The organism is Streptacidiphilus jeojiense (genome assembly GCF_000719095.1).
GTDB lineage: Bacteria > Actinomycetota > Actinomycetes > Streptomycetales > Streptomycetaceae > Streptacidiphilus > Streptacidiphilus jeojiensis.
Window position 1 is genome coordinate 599,495 of record NZ_JOEH01000004.1, and the last position, 16,305, is coordinate 615,799.

Genomic DNA, 16,305 nt, shown 5'->3' on the forward strand with positions numbered 1-16,305 from the left:
GGCCTTTCTCGGCGGGAGGGGGTGGGCGGTGCGGATCAGAACTGCAGCGACTTCGGCTGGAGGAACTCCTCCAGGCCGTGGCGTCCCAGTTCGCGGCCGACGCCGGACTGCTTGTAGCCGCCGAAGGGGGCGAGCGGGTTGAAGCGGCCGCCGTTGATGTCGATCTGGCCGGTGTCCATCCCGCGGGCGAAGGCGGCCGCGGTCTCGTTGTCGGCGGCCCAGACGCCGCCCGCCAGGCCGTAGGAGGTGCCGTTGGCGATCTCCAGGGCGTGCGCCTCGTCGCGGTAGGACAGGATCGACAGCACCGGGCCGAAGATCTCCTCCTGGGCGACGGTGGCGTCCGGGGTGACGTCGGCGAGGACGGTCGGGCGGATGTAGAAGCCGGTCTCCAGGCCCTCGGGGGCCTCCGGGCCGCCCGCGACGACCCTGGCGCCCTCGGCGACCGCGGTCTCGATGTAGCCGCGGACCCGGTCCCGCTGCTTGGCGTTGACCACCGGGCCGAGGCGGGTCTCCGGGGAGGTGGGGTCGCCGGGGACGTACTTGGCGGCGGCCTTGGCGGCGATCGCGACGGCCTCCTCGTACTGGTCCTGGTGCACCAGCAGCCGGGTCCAGGCGGTGCAGGTCTGGCCGGAGTTGGCGAAGACGTTGCCGACGTTGACGTTGACCGCTCGGGCCAGGTCGGCGCCGGGCAGGACGACGTTGGCGGACTTGCCGCCGAGTTCCAGGGCGACCCGCTTGATGCCGCCGCCGGCGATCTCGGCGATCTTCGCGCCGACCGCGGTGGAGCCGGTGAAGGAGACCAGGTCGATCCCCGGGTGTCCGGCCAGGGCCGCGCCGGCGACCGTGCCGACCCCGGTGACCAGGTTGAACACCCCGGCCGGGAAGCCGGCCTCGTGCATGATCTGCGCGAACAGCCGGGCCACCAGCGGGGTGTCCTCGGCCGGCTTGAGCACCACGGTGCAGCCCGCGGCCAGGGCCGGGACGACCTTGGCGACCACCTGGTGCAGCGGGTAGTTCCACGGCGTGATGGCGGCGACGACCCCGGCCGGCTCGGCGTAGACGGTCGAGTTGCCGACCTGCTCGGTGAACTCGTACCCGGCCAGGATGTCCAGGTAGGAGCCGGCGACGCCGAGCGGGAGGGCGGCCTGGACGTTGGTGGCGAAGCCGATCGGGGAGCCGAGCTCGGCGACGACGGTGGCGGCGATCTCCTGCTGGCGGGCGGCGAGGCCGTCGCGCAGCCGGGTCAGCGGCAGCAGACGCTCGGCCGGGGTGGTCGCGCCCCAGCCGCGGGCCGCCGCCCGGGCGGCGCGCACGGCGGCGTCCACGTCCTCGGCGGTGCCGGCCGGGACGGACGCGATGACCTCCTCGGTCGCCGGGTTCAGTACCGGGATGGTGTCCGTCCCGAGGGACGGGACCCACTCGCCGCCGATGTACTGATCTCCATGCTGCTGCACCAGGTGGTCCTTCCGTCGCGGCTGCGCTGCCGGGCCGGCTGTTGGTCGGCCGACGTTAACTAGCAATGCTAATTAATCGCTCCGGGCAGCTCCGACGCAAGTGCCGTGCCGCGTGCCGCACGTCACGGTGCGTCCGGCACCCGGCGCCAGGTCGGCTCCGGTGGTATCGGGCGAGGTCAGGACGGGAACGGCGCCTCGCGCTGGCGCAGTTCCTCGGCCCGCGCGCCGGCCAGCTCCATCCGCACGGTGCAGCCCGCGTCCGAGGTCCTGACCTCGACGCTCTCGCAGATCTGACGGGCCAGCCAGAGCCCTTCGCCGGGCTGCGGGCCGTCCGGGCGGGGGAGCCGGTAGCCGAGGGTGGGGTCGTCCAGGGCGCTGTCGGCGGGGCGGGGGCCGGGCTGGGTCAGCTCCACCGAGACGGTCCTGGCCTTGGACCAGATCGCCACGGATCCGTCCGTGAGGGGTACGGCCGGGTCCGGGGCCTCGGCCTCCGCCGCGGCGTGGGCCAGCAGCCGGGAGACCTCGGCGACGGCCAGCACCAGCAGTTCGGCCCGCTCCCGGTCCAGGCCCAGGTGCATGGCGTGGTCGGCGACGAAGCCGCGCAGATGGGCGCTGCCGGGTGCGGGGGTGCTCCAGCTGAGCCGGGCGGCGCCGGCCGGCGGCGGTTCCAGCGGTGCGGCCGCCGGGCTCTGCGCACGGAAGTGGACCGGTTCCAGGTAGGCGTCGGAGACGGTGGTCCTGGTGCCGTCGATCCGCTGCGGATGGGTGCGCAGCGCGTCGGCCAGCACGTCGGGGCCGGCGATCCGGGAGTCGTAGGGGCAGATCATCCAGATGTTGGTGTCCGTGAGCAGTGCGTTGAGCTGCGACTCCATCTGCTTCCAGGCGGCGGCCTCGGCCCGGGAGCGGCCGGCCCAGACCGGCTCGGCGATGATCCGGACGTGGCGCGGGCCGTCCCCGTTCGCGGTGCTGCCGCCGGTCGCCGCGGTGTGCCGCCAGTAGCGCTCGAACGCGGCCACGCGCTGGGGCGGGCGGCGGCCGAAGTACGCCGTCTCGGCGAAGTCCAGTCGGTCGGCCCGGTCGCCCAGGGCCTCGCTGAGCAGCTCCAGATTGGCGGAGGTGGTGGCGGCCAGCACCGGTTCGCCGCGCCGGAAGCCCTCCTCCACGAAGGGCAGCGCCATGGCCAGGAACTCCTCGTCGGAGCCGTAGACGCAGACCTGGTGCCGGAAGTCCGGATCGGTGGAGCGGAAGCTGTCGGCGGTGTCCCAGCCGGCCATCCTGATGACCCGTCGGACGTGGGCGGCCGGACGCTCCAGGTGCAGCGAGCGGCCGTCGCTGAGGTCCTGCTTGGTGGCCATCAGCAGCCGCAGGCCCTCCAGGTCGATGAAGTCCAGACCCGACATGTCGACATGGAGATCCTCGTCCAGGTCGGCCCCGTCGGCCAGGGCCGCCTTCAGCGCCTGGGCCAGCGGGGTGTGCCCGCCGTCGCCGACCGCCCCGCTCAGCCCCAGCCCCGGGGTCGCCCCGCGGTGCCGGCGGATGACCAGCTCACCGTCCTCGAACTGGGCGTTCTCGGCCGCCCTGCCGTTGTGCGCCGCGTCCACCACGGCCATGTCGGCCGAGGCGAAGGCCCGGTGGTCGTACTGGCACAGCGCCAGCACCTTGCCGCCGACCGCCAGCGGGGAGACCGCCTGCTCGTAGGCGACGATCTGCTGCATGGTGATGCCGTGCCTGGGCACCCAGCCGGTCTCCCCGGTGACCCGCAGCAGCCGGTAGCCCTCGGCGGCGGTCTGCTCGATCAGCGAGTCCATCATGGCGACGGTGCGGTCGATGTCGAAGTACCCGTCGATCATGTAGACCAGGTCGGCCGGGACGATCAGCAGCTGCCCGCTCGCCGCCAGGCCGTCCACGTCGATGCCGGCGCCGGTCAGCGTCTCCCGCACCCGGACCAGGGCCGGGCCGTCGTCCTCGGCGATGTAGATGACCTTGTCGTGCCACTGCACCCCGTCGCGGACGAAGGCGGCGGTCACCGCGGCGCGTTCGCGCTCGTCCCCGAAGACGAAGCAGAGGTGGTCATTGGGCCGCACGGCGCCGACGGGCACGGGCTGCTGGACGGTGGCCATCAGGCCTCCTGCTGCCGGCGGCTTCCGAATGCCGCGGATGCCGCAAATCTAGGGCGGAACGGTAGATCAGGTCAGCACCTTGGCGAAATCCGATGCCTGCGGTGAGCGATTCCGTGCCCCCGCGAACCCATAGACTCAGGCAATGCGATCGGATGCACACCCCGCGGCCAAGAGTGCCACCGGCGCGCGCGCCACCGCGCCCGCGCCCAGGGCGAAGCGGGTGCCGCGGGCCCAGCGCGAACAGCAGATGCTGGACGCCGCCGTGCGCGTCTTCTCCCGTTCCGGCTACCACGCGGCCTCCATGGACGAGATCGCCGAGGAGTGCGCGGTCTCCAAGCCGATGCTCTACCTCTACCTGGGGTCCAAGGAGGAGCTCTTCGCCGCCTGCATCCGGCGCGAGGCGGACCGGCTGATCGTGGCCGTGGGCCAGGCGGCCGAGCCGGGGCTGGAGGCGGGGGAGCAGCTGCGGCGCGGACTCACCGCCTTCTTCGGCTTCGTCGCCGAGCACCGGGAGAGCTGGATCGTGCTCTACCAGCAGGCCCGGGCCCAGGGCGAGCCGGTGGTCGAGGAGGTCGCCGCGGCCCGCCGCCAGGTCACCGCCGCGGTCACCGCGCTGGTCCGCCGGGCGGCGCTGGACTCCGTCCCGCCGCCGCGCCCCGGCGAGCGCCCCGACCGCGGCGAGGCCGCCGCGGTCGCCCAGGCCATCGTCGGCGCCGCGGACGCCCTGGCCGGCTGGGTCCTCGACACCGGCCCCGAGCCGCCCGAGGAGACCGCCCGCCGGCTGATGTCGGTGATCTGGATCGGCCTGGAACCCCGCCTGCACGGCGCCCGCTACCGCAAGCCGTCGGAGTGACGGCGACTCGGTGACGGCGGCTCGGTGACCGCGGCTCGGCGACGGCGGCTCGGTGACGGCTGCGGCCTGGTGACGACCGCGGTCTGACGGGCGCTCACCAACCCAGCGCGGCCATCGCGGCGTTGTGGCCGGGGATGCCGCTGACGCCGCCGCCGCGGACCGCGCCGGCGCCGCAGAGCAGCACGTTGGGGTGGGCGGTGGCGACGCCCCAGCGGTCCGGCGGCGCACCGGCTTCGGTGTCGTCCTCCGCGAAGGGGAAGGCCAGGTCGCGGTGGAAGATGTTGCCGCCGGGCAGGCCGAGGTCGCGCTCCAGGTCCAGCGGGCTGCGTGCCTCCAGGCAGGGCCTGCCCTCGGCGTCCACCGCCAGGCAGTCGGCCAGCGGCTCGTCCAGCACCGCGTCCAGCTGGGCCAGCACCGCGGCGAGCGCGGCCTCACGCACGCTGTCGTGGTCCGCCCCGGCGAACAGCCGGGCCGGCAGGTGCAGCCCGAACAGGGTCAGCGTCTGGTAGCCCTGCTCACGCAGTTCCGGGCCGAGGATGGACGGGTCGGTCAGCGAGTGGCAGTAGAGCTCGGACGGTGCCACGGACGGCACCGCGCCCGCCTCGGCGTCCCGGTAGGCGTCCTCCAACTGCCGGTAGTCCTCCGCCACATGGAAGGTCCCGGCGAAGGCGGCCCGCGGGTCCACGTCCCGGTCGCGCAGCCGGGGCAGCCGGCGCAGCAGCATGTTCACCTTCAGCTGCGAGCCCTCCGGGTCGGGCCCGGCGGGCGCCTCGCCCAGCAGCCGCTCCAGCTCGCGCGGGGCGGCGTTGCACAGCACCTGCGCCGCGTCGACCCGCAGCTCCTCCCCGCCGCAGCGGAACACCACCTCGGCCTCGCTGCCGTCGGTCCGCACCGCCGTCACCTCACAGCCCGTCAGCAGCTCGGCCCCGGCCTTCCGGGCGGCCGAGGCCAGCGCGTCGGTGACCGCGCCCATCCCGCCGACCGGGACGTCCCAGTCGCCGGTGCCGTTGCCGATCACGTGGTAGAGGAAGCAGCGGTTCTGCCGCAGCGAGGGGTCGTGGGCATGGGTGAACGTGCCGATCAGGGCGTCGGTCAGGACCACCCCGCGGACCAGGTCGTCGGCGAAGGACGCCTCCACCGCCTCCCCGAGCGGGCGCTCGAACAGCGCCTCCCAGGCGGCGTCGTCGCCGATCCGCTTGCGCAGCTCCGTCCGGGTCGGCAGCGGTCCGGTCAGCGTCGGGAAGACCGCCCTGGCCACCTGCCCGGTCCGCCCGTAGAACTCGCGCCAGGCCTGGAACTCCCGCCCCGAACCGGTGAGCCGGCGGAACCCCTCGGCCGTGGCCGGCTCGTCGCCGTTGTCGACAAGCAGCCCTGTCGACCGGTCCGCCCGCTGCACCGGCGTGTAGGAGGACACCCTGCGCCGGCGCAGCTCCACCTGCAGGCCCAGATCCGTCCTGATCCGCTCGGGCAGCAGGCTCACCAGGTAGGAGTAGCGCGACAGCCGGGCGTCCACCCCGGCGAAGGCCCGCTCCGACACCGCCGCGCCGCCGGTGTGCCCCAGCCGCTCCAGCAGCAGCACGCTGCGCCCGGCCCGGGCCAGGTAGGCGGCGGCGACCAGCCCGTTGTGGCCGCCCCCGACCACCACCACGTCGTAGTGGCGCTGCAGCGGGGACACGTAGACGGAAGAGGAATCGCTCATTCGGAAGTCCTACCAGCCGGACGGGTCCTCGGCCAGACCTCGTCGTCGCTCACCCGTTCGGCCCGCAGCGGGTCGCCGGGCGGGCGAGCGCGTGTGAGCGTGAGGGCGTCCGAGACAGCCAGATTTCCGGAGGACCCGTCGTGCTGACGAACACCCGCCTTCGTACCTCGCTCGCGGCGGTGGCGCTGGCCGCGTCGCTGCTGGTGCTGCCGGCCTGCTCCAGCGGCAGCAGCAAGAGCTCCGTCAGCGCGGTCGGTGCCGCCGTGGCTGCGACGCCGACCAGCAGCGCCGACCGGGTCAAGTTCGCCAAGACCAAGTTCGTGGCCAACGCGAGCCTGGCCGCCGGGGCCGCGTACCAGTGGCTCTACAAGCCGTTCAAGGCGGGCACGTTCAAGAGCGGCGCCAAGGGCAGGACCTTCGCCCTGGTGAAGGGCGGCCTGGCCGGCGCCTTCACCTACAACCGGCTGAAGGCCGCGCTCAACGACGCCAAGGGCGACCCCACCCTGTCCAAGGCCACCGACGCGCTGTCGTCCGGTATCGAGAGCATCAAGAACCTGCCGAGCAAGATCAGGGGCGGCAACGCCACCGACGCGGACTTCAACCAGGTCCAGAGCGTCGTCGACGGGGTGAAGAAGGCCGCCTCGCAGAACGGCCTCAACGTCACCGACCAGGTGCCCTCGGCCGGCCAGCTCACCCAGATGGTGTCGAGCTGACCCCTTCGGCCCCGGCCGCGCCGGCCTCGGCCCGCGCGAAGACGTAGCGCCACTGCCTGCGGCCGTCCGCCGCGTGGAACTGCTCCCGGACGTAGACCAGCGTCTGGGCCGGCCGGTCCGACGCGGCGGGCACCGTGGTCCGCTGCTCCGGGGGCACGCGTTCGGCAAGGTTGACCGGGACCGCCGCGATCCTGCCGTCCAGCGGCCCTCCCACGAACTGGACCCGGGCTCGGCGCATGGACCCCAGCCTCTCACTTCCGGCCCCTGGCACACACCACCCCTGTCGCACCCGTATCCTGCTCTGTACACATTCCGGTAACCCTGGGGTGCGTACGGTGGCGAGAGGGGCTCGATGCAATCCGCGGGCAGGCGATCCAACTGGTGGCGCAGGCGCTCGGGCCTGGGCGCGCGCGAAACCGGTCCGCTGGGCGCCGCGGAGGCTGCCGCCCGCCTGGAGTCCCGGCTGGAACAGCTGCTGCGCGCGGTCCGCGCGGGCTTCCCGGTCGCCCCGGCCGCGCACGCCGTCGACTACCGGTGTTCCTGCGGCCGGGTGGGCTGTCCCGCCCCCGCGCAGCACCCGCTCTCCTTCGCCTGGCAGTCGCAGGCGTCCGCCGACGCCGAGCAGGTCACCCGCTGGCTGACCCGGGACCCCGAGGCCAACGCGGTCACCGCGACCGGCCGCAACCACGACGTGCTGGACGTACCGGCGGAGGCCGGGCGGTTGGCGCTGGAGCGGATGGACAGCCTGGGCGTGGCGGTCGGTCCGGTCGCCGCGGTCGGCGAGGACCGCTACCTCTTCTTCACCACCAGCCGCTACGCGCTGGACGAGGACGAGTGGTGGACCTCGGAACTGGACACCAGCCCCGAGGACGTCTCCGAACACCCGGGCCTGCGGTGGCACACGCGCGGCAGCTACGTGCTGCTGCCCCCGTCCCGTCTCGCCGACGGCTCCACGGTCAGCTGGGTACGCGACCCGGACCGCCCCCTCCCCGACCCGCTACGCGTCCTGGACGTCCTCACGGACGCCTGCACCGCGGTTGGCGCCGTCGCTGTCGGAGAACACTGGCTGATCGGTTAGCTGCGGACCGTAGCTGGTCGGCCGCGCAGTTCCCCGCGCCCCTGCCAATTGCAACTGGCTCACTTGCAGCCCCCTAGGGGCGCGAGGAACTGCGCGACCAGCCACCGAACCACAGGTCACGGCAGAGTCAGCACCTCGGACCCGCTCTCGGTCACCACCAGCGTGTGCTCGAACTGCGCAGTGCGCCTGCGGTCCTTGGTCACCACCGTCCACCCGTCCGGCCAGATGTCGTGCTGGTAGGTGCCCAGGGTCAGCATGGGCTCGATGGTGAAGGTCATCCCCGGCTGCATCACCGTGGTCGCGTACGGGCTGTCGTAGTGCGGCACGATCAGGCCGGAGTGGAACGACGTGTTGATGCCGTGCCCGGTGAAGTCCCGTACGACGCCGTAGTTGAAGCGTTTGGCGTAGGACTCGATGACCCGCCCGATGACATTGATCTGTCGCCCGGGCTTGACCGCGGCGATCCCGCGCCGGGTGGCCTCCCTGGTCCGCTCCACCAGCAGCTTGGACTCCTCGTCCACATTGCCGACCAGGTAGGTGGCGTTGAGGTCGCCGTGCACCCCGTGGATGAACGCGGTGACGTCCAGATTGACGATGTCGCCGTCCTGGAGCACGGTCGAGTCCGGGATGCCGTGGCAGATCACCTCGTTGACCGAGGTGCAGATGGACTTGGGGAAGCCCCGGTAGCCCAGGTCCGAGGGGTAGGCGTCGTGGTCGCACATGTACTCGTGGGCGATCCGGTCCAGCTCGTCCGTGGTCACGCCGGGCGCGATGGCCGCGGCCGCGGCGTCCATGGCCCTGGCCGCGATCCGTCCGGCGATCCGCATCTTCTCGATGGTCTCCGCGGACTGCACCTCCGGGCCGGTGTAGGGGGCAGGCCCCTTGCGGCCCACGTACTCGGGGCGTGGGATGTGCGCCGGGACGCTGCGGGTCGGTGACAGGGTGCCGGGAACGAGTGGAGACATGCGGGCGATTCTAGGGGGTGTCCGGCGGGCCCCGGAGTGCGACGCGAAGCCCTGGGCAGGATGCTGATGGCGGACGCGAGCGCGGCGCAACACCGGGAAACGTAGGGAGAAGCGTGATGGCCGACGGTGCCGACAAGGCCGAGGGCTGGTTCTACTGCCTCAAGCACAAGACCGTGGAGCAGGGCATGGTCTGCCCCGCGCGCAACCGGCTCGGGCCGTATGCGACCGAGGCGGAGGCCGCAAGGGCGCTGGAGAAGACCAAGGAGCGCAACGAGGAGTGGGACAACGACCCCCGCTGGCAGTGAGCGGACCCCGCACCAACCCCGCACGGACGGCGGGCGACTGGCAACGACACGGTAAGGGGCTGGCATTCCGGATATTCCGGACAGCTCTTGGCGTGGCGGCGCTGATCGTGCCAGGGTTGCCGTCGAGACCGGCATGGGTACGCACTTCCCGCACCGGTGACGGTACGGGCACGGCGGGGGCGCACGCGGGTGGCGGACAGGGCAGCGGCGGCACAGCGGCGGAGCGGTGATCCCGGGTCAGCCCCTGCCGAATCCCGCTCCGGCGCCGACCGCAGCGCCCACCGCCCCGGCGCCCGCGGACCGCTCCTGCTGCTCGCCGTCGTGGTCGGAACCGCCGTGGCCGCGGTCTGCCTGCGGGCCGGGGGTTCCGCCCCGCTGGGCGGTGTCGGCGTGCTGCACGGCCTGTGGCTGTTGGTCGCCCTGGTGGTCTTCGCCGGCGGCTGGTACGGCGTGGCCCAGTACCAGGCCCGGCAGGGCGAGCGGCCGCTGGGGACGCCGCGCGAGGAGCGGCTGCAGACCCTGACCGTCGCCGCGCTCGGCATCATCGGGCTGGCGACCACCGTCGGGGTGGCCATGCTCGGACTGACCCACACCGGCCCGCCGGACCTGCCGCCACCGGACCTGACCCCGGTCACACCGCCGCCGAACCAGCAGCCCAGCCCCCTGGCCCTGCCCAGCCTGGCACCGGCCAGGAAGAGCGGCTCGCACCCCTTTCCGGTCGGCGAGGTGCTGCTGGTCCTGATCAGCCTGCTGGCCGTGGCGGCCGTGGTGGTCCTGGCGGTCTTCGTGAGCCGCTGGCTCCAGGCCCGCAGGACGCCCCCGCCGGTGCTCCGGTCCACCCTCGCCCCCGAGGACGACGACGGCGCCGCGCTCGGCGACGCCGTCCGGGCCGGGCGGCTGGCGCTGCAGGGCGAGGACGTCAGGGCCGCGGTGATCGCCTGCTACGCCGCGATGGAGGAGTCCCTGGTCGCCGGCGGGGTGCGCCGCCACGCCGCCGACAGCCCGGCCGACCTGCTGCGCCGGGCCTCCGAGGCGGGTCTGCTGGCCGGTCTGGCGCCGCATCAGCTGGCCGGCCTGTTCCGCGAGGCGCGCTACTCCACCCATCCGATGACCGAGTCCGACCTGCAGCAGGCGCGGGCCGCGCTCGACGAGATCAGTGCCCTGCTCGCGGAGCGCGCCGCCCGGCTGGAGGCCGAGGCCGCAGCGGCGGCGGCGCTGGCCGAGCAGGCGGCCGCGGCCGAGGCGGCGGCAGTGCCGGTGTCGAAGGGGGCGGAGGCCCGATGAGTCCGCGAGCGGTACCACGCCTGGCCGTCCTGCCGGAGGCACTCCTCTGGCTCGGCGCCGCCGCGCTCTGCTCCGAGGTGGCGCTGGCGCTGGTCGGCGGGCTGCCGGGGGCGGCCACCGGGGCCGCCGTCCTGGCCGTCGCCGGGATCCTGGCGGTGCGCTACGTGCACGGCGCCCAGGCTATGGACAGCGACTACCGCCGCAAGGTCCACCTGGTCGGCAGCCGCGAGCCGACCCTGCGCTACTGGGACGCCGCGATCGAGGACGCCCTCGACTCCATGAGCGGCTACGAACTGCACCTGCGGCCGCTGCTGCAGCGCCTCTACGCGGTGCGCCTGGCCGAGCGGCACGGGGTCTCCCTGGACACCCAGCCCCGGCAGGCCGCCGCGATCATCGGCCCCGAGCTGTGGCCCTGGATCGACCCCACCCGGCCCCGCACCGGACGCCATCCGCTGGACGTCGGCCCGCTGGCGCCTGCGGCCGGCAACGGGGCCGCGGGCCGGCAGCGGCGCAGCACCACCCGCCGGGTCGACCCCCGGCTGGCCCCCGATCCCATCAGCGGGCCCGTCCTGACCGCCCTCGTCGAACGCCTGGAAAAGATGTGACGTGACGCCGGATCCGTCGACCCCGCCGATACCGCCCCTTCCCGAACCGTCCGAACCGTCCGAACCGGACATGAGGAGCGCAGTGACAACCGTGAGCCCGCAGGACGCCCCGGTCCTGACGCCCCAGCAGGCGGGCAGCCGCGCGCACGAGGTGCTGACCGAGATCGAGCGCGCCGTCGTCGGCAAGCGCCAGGCGCTGGAACTGGTCATGCTCGGCGTGCTGGCCGGCGGACACGTCCTGATCGAGGACCTGCCCGGCCTGGGCAAGACCCTGCTGGCCCGGTCCTTCGCCACCGTGCTCGGCCTGGACTTCAGCCGGATCCAGTTCACCCCCGACCTGCTGCCCTCCGACGTCTCCGGCGCCCCGTTCTACGACCAGCGCAGCGGAGAGATGGTGTTCCGTCCCGGGCCGGTCTTCACCCACCTGCTGCTCGCGGACGAGATCAACCGCACCCCGCCGAAGACCCAGGCGGCGCTGCTGGAGGCGATGGCCGAGGCCCAGGTCTCGGTGGACGGCACCACCCGTCGGCTGCCCTCGCCCTTCGTGGTCATCGCCACCGACAACCCGATCGAGTACGAGGGCACCTACACCCTGCCCGAGGCCCAGCTGGACCGCTTCCTGCTCCGGGTCAGGATGGGCTACCTGCCGGTCGCCGACGAGGCCGCGATGCTCCGGGCCCGCCTGGACCGGTCCGCGCCGGAGGCCGTCCTCAAGCCGCTGACCGACCCGGCCGAGGTGCTGGCGATGCGGGACAGCCTGGAGCGGGTCGAGATCGACGACGACCTGGTCGACTACATCGTGGCGCTGATCGACGCGACCCGTAAGCACGCCCAGATCCAGGTCGGCGCCTCGCCCCGGGGCGGCCTGGCGCTGGTTCAGCTGGCCCGGGCCCGGGCGGTCATGGCCGGACGCGACTTCGTCACCCCCGAGGACGTCAAGTCGGTGGCGGTCCCCGCGCTGGCGCACCGGATCAGCCTCAAGCCGGAGCTCTGGGTGCGCCGGATCAGCGCCGACGACGTGATCGCGGGGGTGGTGGAGACCGTGCCCACACCGCGGACCACGCCGCGCAGCGCCCCGCGGACCGGTGCGCAGATCGCCCCGCAGACCACTCCGCCCCAGGCATGACGGTGGGTCGGACGCCCCGGCGCAGATCGGCCCGGGCCGTCGCGGGACGCGCCACCGGTGCCGCGGCGGCCCCGGTCGAGCCCGCGCCGCTGCTCCCGCCGGAGGTGCGCCGCGCGCTCGGCGGCGACGGCACCCACCGCCCGGAATCCGAGCCGCCCGCCCCCGGCCCGGACGGCGCCCGCCCGTCCGAGCGGGCGCTGCGGCTGGCCACGGTGGCCGCGGTGGCGACGGCGGCCGCGGTGCTGACCGGGCAGCCCTGGCTGCTGGCGCTGGCCGTCGGCCCGGCGGTGCTGCTGGTCCTGGCCGGCGTCGGCGGCCGACCCGACCGGGCCGGGGCCACCGCCGAGGTCGGCTCCCGGCGCTACTTCGAGGACGAGACGGTCACCGTGCGGATCACCGTCCACTTCGACGGCGCCGTCGGCTGGATCGACCCCGGCGTCGCCCCCGGCCCCGGCACCGAACTGCTCTCCGTGGACGTCACCGGATCCGTCGTCACCCTGGGCTTCACCGCCACCCGTTGGGGCCGCTGGTCGCTCGGCGTGGTCGACCTCGACCTCTACGACGCGGGCGGGCTGGCCCGCTCCACGGTCCGGGTCGACCTCGGCGAGATCGAGGTCTTCCCGGTGCCGGCGGACGGCAGGCTCACCCCCATCCCGGTCCGGCTGCCGGACCGGCTGGGCGAGCACACCGCCCGCCAGTCCGGCGAGGGCATCGAGGTCATCGGGGTGCGTCCGCACGTCTGGGGCGAGCGCCAGCGCCGCATCCACTGGCCGTCCACGACCCGGCGCGGCTCCATCCAGATCAACCAGTTCGCCGCCGAGCGCACCGCCGACGCCGTGGTCCTGCTGGACGCCTTCAGCGACGTCGCGGACCCGGTCACCGGCAGCTCCAGCCTGGACGAGTCGCTGCGGGTCGCCGCCGGCCTGGTCCGCACCTATCTGCGCAGCCACGACCGGGTCGGCATCGTCTCGGTCGGCGGCAAACTGCACTGGCTGCAGCCCGGCACCGGCGACGCCTACTTCTACCGCATCGTGCAGACCGTCCTGGACGTCCGCCGGGACCTCACCTTCCACACACCCGACCTCAACCGGCTCCCGCCGCCCGCGCTGCCGCACGGCGCGCTGGTCTACGCGGTCACGCCGCTGGCCGACAACCGGATCATGGACGTGCTGGGCGGCCTCGCCGAGCACGGCAACCCGATCGCGGTGGTCGAGATCCCGATCGGCGACCCCAGGATCGCCGCGGACGACCCGGTCGAACAACTGGCCCTGCGGCTCTGGCGGCTGGACCGCGAGGCGGTCCGCTTCAGCCTGGTCGAGAAGGGCATCCCGGTCGTCCCCTGGCTGGGCGAGACCCTCGACCTGTCCCTCGCCCCGCTGCTGCGCAGCCGTCTCTCCGGGAGGGTCGGTTGACCACGACCACGACCACGGCCTCGACCTCGACCTCGACCACCGAAACACCGGGGCCCGCGCCCGCGCCCGGCCTCGACCGCCCGGTGCAACTCCTCGGCTGCGCGCTGGCGCTGCTGGTCACCGACCCCACCGCCTGGGCCGGCCGGCCCGCCGTCGACTACGTCGTGCCGCTCTTCGCCCTGGCCGCGGCCCTGTTCGCGGCGGCCCCGCTGACGGCGCGTCCGGTCGCCGACGGCTACCGCTGGTACGCCCGACTGGCCCGGCACCGCAACACCGCCTTCGCGGTGCTGTGCATCGTCCTCGCCGCGACCGACCCGCCCCCGGCCTGGCTCGCCGCCGTCGACGCGGCCCTGCTGCTCACCTACCTGCTCGCGGTCGACGCGGTGGCCGCGGGCCCGCCCGGCCTGCGCCTGCTCCGCCGCCCGCTCACCCTGCTCGCCGCCTACGGCGGCACCGCAGCCGTGCTGGCGGCCGCCCTGCTCCCGACCACCTCGCTCGGCCCGTCGTCCCGCCTGATCGCCGCCCTGGCCCTGACCGGCGCCGGGGCCGCGGTGGCGGTCGCGTTGGGGATCAGGGGCCGGCGGGGATAGCGGCCGGGCGGCGGGGTCAGCCGGCCAGGACGGCGGGGTCGGCCGGGTCGGCCTCCCGCTGCCGCGCCGCCTCCGCCGCGCGCCGTTCCCGCATCGCGACCGCGTGCGGATCGGTGCGGGCGTCGTAGCGCATCAGCGAGGGCAGCGCGGCGGCCAGGGCGCCGACCGCGAGGACGCAAGCCAGGCCGCCGACCCAGATCGAGGCCCGCACGCCGACCAGGGCGGCCATCCCGCCGGCCCGGACCTGGCCGAGCTGCGGGCCGACCGAGTAGCTGAGCAGTTCCACACCGGCGAGCCGTCCGCGCAGCTCGTCCGGGATGGTGCCGTTCCACAGGGTGGCCCGGAACAGCCCGCTGACCATGTCCGCCGCGCCCGCCGCGACCAGGCAGAGCAGTACCAGCCAGACGTCGCTGAACAGCCCGGCGCCGGCGACGGCGGCACCCCAGCCGATCGCCGCCCACACCACCATCCGGCCGTGCCGGTGCACCGAGGAGGCCCAGCGGCTGGTGAGGGTGGTCAGCAGCGCGCCGACCGCGAAGGCCGCGTACATCAGCCCCAGGGACCAGTCGGCGTGCAGCCGGTCCGCGAGGAAGGGGAAGACCGCGGTCGGCATCGCGAAGAGCATCGCGGCGATGTCGACCGCGTAGGTGCCGAGCAGTTCCGGACGGCTGCGGGCGTAGCGCAGGCCGTCGGCGATCGCCCGCAGCGAGGGCTTCTCGGCGGAGGCCAGGGCGGGGACCGGCTTCAGCCGGTACATCAGCAGCACCGAGGCGACGAAGGTCGCCAGGTCGATCGCGTAGGCGACGGAGACACCGGCCGAGGTGGCGATGACACCGGCCAGGGCCGGGGCGGCGATGGCGCCGGCGTTCCAGCGCAGCGAGTTCAGCGAGGCGGCGGCGGTGAGCTGGTCGTGCGCGACGATCTGCGGGGTGAGGGCGTCCAGGGCCGGACGCTGGATCGCGCCGAAGGCCGAGCTCAGTGCGGCGACCAGGTACAGCGGCCAGACAGCCGGATGCGGCAGCAGCGCGTTCCCCAGCAGCGCCGCGGCGCACAGGCCCTGGGCGACCTCGCTGCGCAGCACCAGCCTGCGCCGGTCCATCGCGTCCGCGAGCGCCCCGCCCCACAGACCGCAGACGATCAGCGGGACCAGCTCGACCGCGCCGATCAGCCCGACCGCCAGGGAGGAGCCGGTCAGCTGCTTCAGCTGGAGCGGGACCGCGACCAGGGTGAGGTAGCTGCCGAAGACGGTGATCGCCCCGGCGCTCCACAGCAGCCTGAAGTCCCGTGAGCCGCGCCAGGGGGAGAGGTCCACGGTGAACGCGGCGGCGAGGCGGCGCAGTGCACCGGGGGCGGCGGGCGGGATGTCGTTCGAGGTCACAGCGGTCGATCCTGACCCGGGCAGCCGGGCGGAGGCAAACCGTTATCCGCGGGCGGAGCCGTCGTCGCGGCTGCTCACCAGCGCATCGGCGGCGGCGCGGCGGTCAGCCGTTCGATCGCGCGGGCCAGTGCGCCGCGCAGTGCGCCGCTGCGCGGTGCGGGAGTTGACGGTTCGCCGGCGGCCGCGCTGACGAGGTGTTGGACGATGTCGAAGTCCGGCGCCCCGGCGCCGTCGGGGACGGTCAGCGCCTCGTGGGCCAGCCCGCGCAGCTCGCCGTCGGCGGCGCCCAGGTCCGCCTCCAGGGCCAGGATGGTGGCGCCGGAGCGCCGCGCCCCGTGCACCCGCTCCAGCAGCCCGCCGTCGGAGCCGCCGGGGGCGACGACCAGCACGGTCTCGCCGCGTCCGGCCTGCTCCAGACGGTGCAGCGGGACCGCGAGGTGCGGGGGCGCGCCGGGGGGAATCGTGCGCCGCAGCAGGGTCGGGGAGAGCTCGGGGAGACCGCTCCAGGACGCCTCGTCGTCCAGGTGCGCGGCGAGGTGCCAGGGCTCCTCGGAGTCGGCGCCGACCAGCAGCAGCCCGCCGGGCGCGGCCGAGCGGCGGGTGACCGCGCCGCGCAGGGCGCCGGCGAAGCCCTGGGTCCGCTCCGGCCAGCCCGATCCGGCGAGCAGTTCCCGCAGCACTGTGACCCTGGCCGCATCCATGCCCCTCATGCTGCCGTAGTCG

The 16,305-nt window shown here is 74.3% G+C and carries 16 protein-coding genes; 9 read left to right on the forward strand and 7 right to left on the reverse strand.

Features of this window, described 5'->3' with window-relative positions:
* Positions 1 to 35 precede the first annotated feature (35 nt).
* Together IF29_RS0107485 and IF29_RS43280 are read right to left on the reverse strand one after the other, a co-directional pair.
* The gene (locus IF29_RS0107485; RefSeq protein ID WP_030251307.1) at positions 36 to 1,454 is read right to left on the reverse strand and encodes an aldehyde dehydrogenase family protein; all 1,419 of its coding nucleotides are present in this window, start codon (positions 1,452 to 1,454) and stop codon (positions 36 to 38) included.
* Between the two features lie 176 nt (positions 1,455 to 1,630).
* Positions 1,631 to 3,574, reverse strand: a complete 1,944-nt coding sequence (locus IF29_RS43280; protein ID WP_051724985.1) for an anti-sigma factor RsbA family regulatory protein — start codon at positions 3,572 to 3,574, stop codon at positions 1,631 to 1,633.
* A 142-nt stretch (positions 3,575 to 3,716) separates the two neighbouring features.
* Here IF29_RS43280 and IF29_RS0107495 point away from each other — a divergent pair, with 142 nt between their 5' ends.
* On the forward strand, positions 3,717 to 4,427 hold the full coding sequence (locus IF29_RS0107495) for a TetR/AcrR family transcriptional regulator (RefSeq protein WP_084713684.1): 711 nt from the start codon (positions 3,717 to 3,719) through the stop codon (positions 4,425 to 4,427).
* A gap of 94 nt (positions 4,428 to 4,521) precedes the next feature.
* Here the strand turns inward: IF29_RS0107495 and IF29_RS0107500 are convergent, their stop codons facing one another.
* The gene (locus IF29_RS0107500; RefSeq protein WP_030251316.1) at positions 4,522 to 6,126 is read right to left on the reverse strand and encodes a phytoene desaturase family protein; all 1,605 of its coding nucleotides are present in this window, start codon (positions 6,124 to 6,126) and stop codon (positions 4,522 to 4,524) included.
* A gap of 140 nt (positions 6,127 to 6,266) precedes the next feature.
* On the opposite strand from IF29_RS0107500, the gene IF29_RS0107505 reads away from it, so the two are divergent.
* Positions 6,267 to 6,839: a hypothetical protein gene (locus tag IF29_RS0107505; RefSeq protein ID WP_084713686.1), complete on the forward strand. Its 573-nt coding sequence runs from the start codon at positions 6,267 to 6,269 to the stop codon at positions 6,837 to 6,839.
* On the opposite strand, the gene IF29_RS0107510 is transcribed toward IF29_RS0107505, so the two are convergent.
* Positions 6,817 to 7,077, reverse strand: a complete 261-nt coding sequence (locus IF29_RS0107510; protein WP_051724986.1) for a hypothetical protein — start codon at positions 7,075 to 7,077, stop codon at positions 6,817 to 6,819. The two genes, IF29_RS0107505 and IF29_RS0107510, sit on opposite strands and share 23 nt — an antisense overlap.
* A 114-nt stretch (positions 7,078 to 7,191) precedes the next feature.
* Between IF29_RS0107510 and IF29_RS0107515 the strand changes: the two genes are divergently transcribed.
* Complete coding sequence (locus IF29_RS0107515) at positions 7,192 to 7,917, forward strand: bifunctional DNA primase/polymerase (protein ID WP_084713688.1); 726 nt, start codon at positions 7,192 to 7,194, stop codon at positions 7,915 to 7,917.
* A gap of 116 nt (positions 7,918 to 8,033) precedes the next feature.
* Here the strand turns inward: IF29_RS0107515 and map are convergent, their stop codons facing one another.
* Positions 8,034 to 8,882 carry a type I methionyl aminopeptidase gene (map, locus tag IF29_RS0107520; protein ID WP_380520811.1) on the reverse strand — a complete coding sequence of 283 codons (849 nt, stop codon included), beginning with the start codon at positions 8,880 to 8,882 and terminating at the stop codon, positions 8,034 to 8,036.
* 116 nt (positions 8,883 to 8,998) lie between these two features.
* Between map and IF29_RS0107525 the strand changes: the two genes are divergently transcribed.
* From IF29_RS0107525 to IF29_RS0107550, 6 genes are all read left to right on the forward strand, one after another.
* Positions 8,999 to 9,187, forward strand: a complete 189-nt coding sequence (locus tag IF29_RS0107525) for a hypothetical protein (RefSeq protein ID WP_030251329.1) — start codon at positions 8,999 to 9,001, stop codon at positions 9,185 to 9,187.
* A 189-nt stretch (positions 9,188 to 9,376) separates the two neighbouring features.
* Positions 9,377 to 10,471 carry a DUF4129 domain-containing protein gene (locus tag IF29_RS0107530; protein WP_051724987.1) on the forward strand — a complete coding sequence of 365 codons (1,095 nt, stop codon included), beginning with the start codon at positions 9,377 to 9,379 and terminating at the stop codon, positions 10,469 to 10,471.
* A complete protein-coding gene (locus IF29_RS0107535) occupies positions 10,468 to 11,076 on the forward strand; it encodes a hypothetical protein (RefSeq protein WP_051724988.1) in 609 nt (202 codons plus the stop codon). The genes IF29_RS0107530 and IF29_RS0107535 overlap by 4 nt, the downstream gene beginning before the upstream one ends.
* Before the next feature lie 70 nt (positions 11,077 to 11,146).
* Positions 11,147 to 12,202, forward strand: a complete 1,056-nt coding sequence (locus tag IF29_RS0107540; protein WP_084713690.1) for an AAA family ATPase — start codon at positions 11,147 to 11,149, stop codon at positions 12,200 to 12,202.
* A complete protein-coding gene (locus tag IF29_RS0107545; RefSeq protein WP_084713692.1) occupies positions 12,199 to 13,614 on the forward strand; it encodes a DUF58 domain-containing protein in 1,416 nt (471 codons plus the stop codon). Before IF29_RS0107540 ends, IF29_RS0107545 begins: the two co-directional genes overlap by 4 nt.
* The gene (locus IF29_RS0107550; protein WP_051724990.1) at positions 13,611 to 14,204 is read left to right on the forward strand and encodes a hypothetical protein; all 594 of its coding nucleotides are present in this window, start codon (positions 13,611 to 13,613) and stop codon (positions 14,202 to 14,204) included. Before IF29_RS0107545 ends, IF29_RS0107550 begins: the two co-directional genes overlap by 4 nt.
* Positions 14,205 to 14,220: 16 nt before the next feature.
* Here IF29_RS0107550 and IF29_RS0107555 read toward each other — a convergent pair whose 3' ends face one another.
* On the reverse strand, positions 14,221 to 15,567 hold the full coding sequence (locus tag IF29_RS0107555) for an MFS transporter (protein WP_380520864.1): 1,347 nt from the start codon (positions 15,565 to 15,567) through the stop codon (positions 14,221 to 14,223).
* Between the two features lie 89 nt (positions 15,568 to 15,656).
* Positions 15,657 to 16,283, reverse strand: coding sequence for a hypothetical protein (locus tag IF29_RS0107560; protein ID WP_030251347.1), 627 nt, complete (start codon positions 16,281 to 16,283; stop codon positions 15,657 to 15,659).
* Positions 16,284 to 16,305: the final 22 nt, after the last annotated feature.

Coding starts and splice junctions, on each gene's coding strand:
- IF29_RS43280 (WP_051724985.1), bottom strand. CDS start 3,574: ATGGCCACCGTCCAGCAGCCCGTGCCCGTCGGCGCCGTGCGGCCCAAT.
- IF29_RS0107495 (WP_084713684.1), top strand. CDS start 3,717: ATGCGATCGGATGCACACCCCGCGGCCAAGAGTGCCACCGGCGCGCGC.
- IF29_RS0107500 (WP_030251316.1), bottom strand. CDS start 6,126: ATGAGCGATTCCTCTTCCGTCTACGTGTCCCCGCTGCAGCGCCACTAC.
- IF29_RS0107510 (WP_051724986.1), bottom strand. CDS start 7,077: ATGCGCCGAGCCCGGGTCCAGTTCGTGGGAGGGCCGCTGGACGGCAGG.
- IF29_RS0107515 (WP_084713688.1), top strand. CDS start 7,192: ATGCAATCCGCGGGCAGGCGATCCAACTGGTGGCGCAGGCGCTCGGGC.
- map (WP_380520811.1), bottom strand. CDS start 8,882: ATGTCTCCACTCGTTCCCGGCACCCTGTCACCGACCCGCAGCGTCCCG.
- IF29_RS0107525 (WP_030251329.1), top strand. CDS start 8,999: ATGGCCGACGGTGCCGACAAGGCCGAGGGCTGGTTCTACTGCCTCAAG.
- IF29_RS0107535 (WP_051724988.1), top strand. CDS start 10,468: ATGAGTCCGCGAGCGGTACCACGCCTGGCCGTCCTGCCGGAGGCACTC.
- IF29_RS0107540 (WP_084713690.1), top strand. CDS start 11,147: ATGAGGAGCGCAGTGACAACCGTGAGCCCGCAGGACGCCCCGGTCCTG.
- IF29_RS0107545 (WP_084713692.1), top strand. CDS start 12,199: ATGACGGTGGGTCGGACGCCCCGGCGCAGATCGGCCCGGGCCGTCGCG.
- IF29_RS0107560 (WP_030251347.1), bottom strand. CDS start 16,283: ATGGATGCGGCCAGGGTCACAGTGCTGCGGGAACTGCTCGCCGGATCG.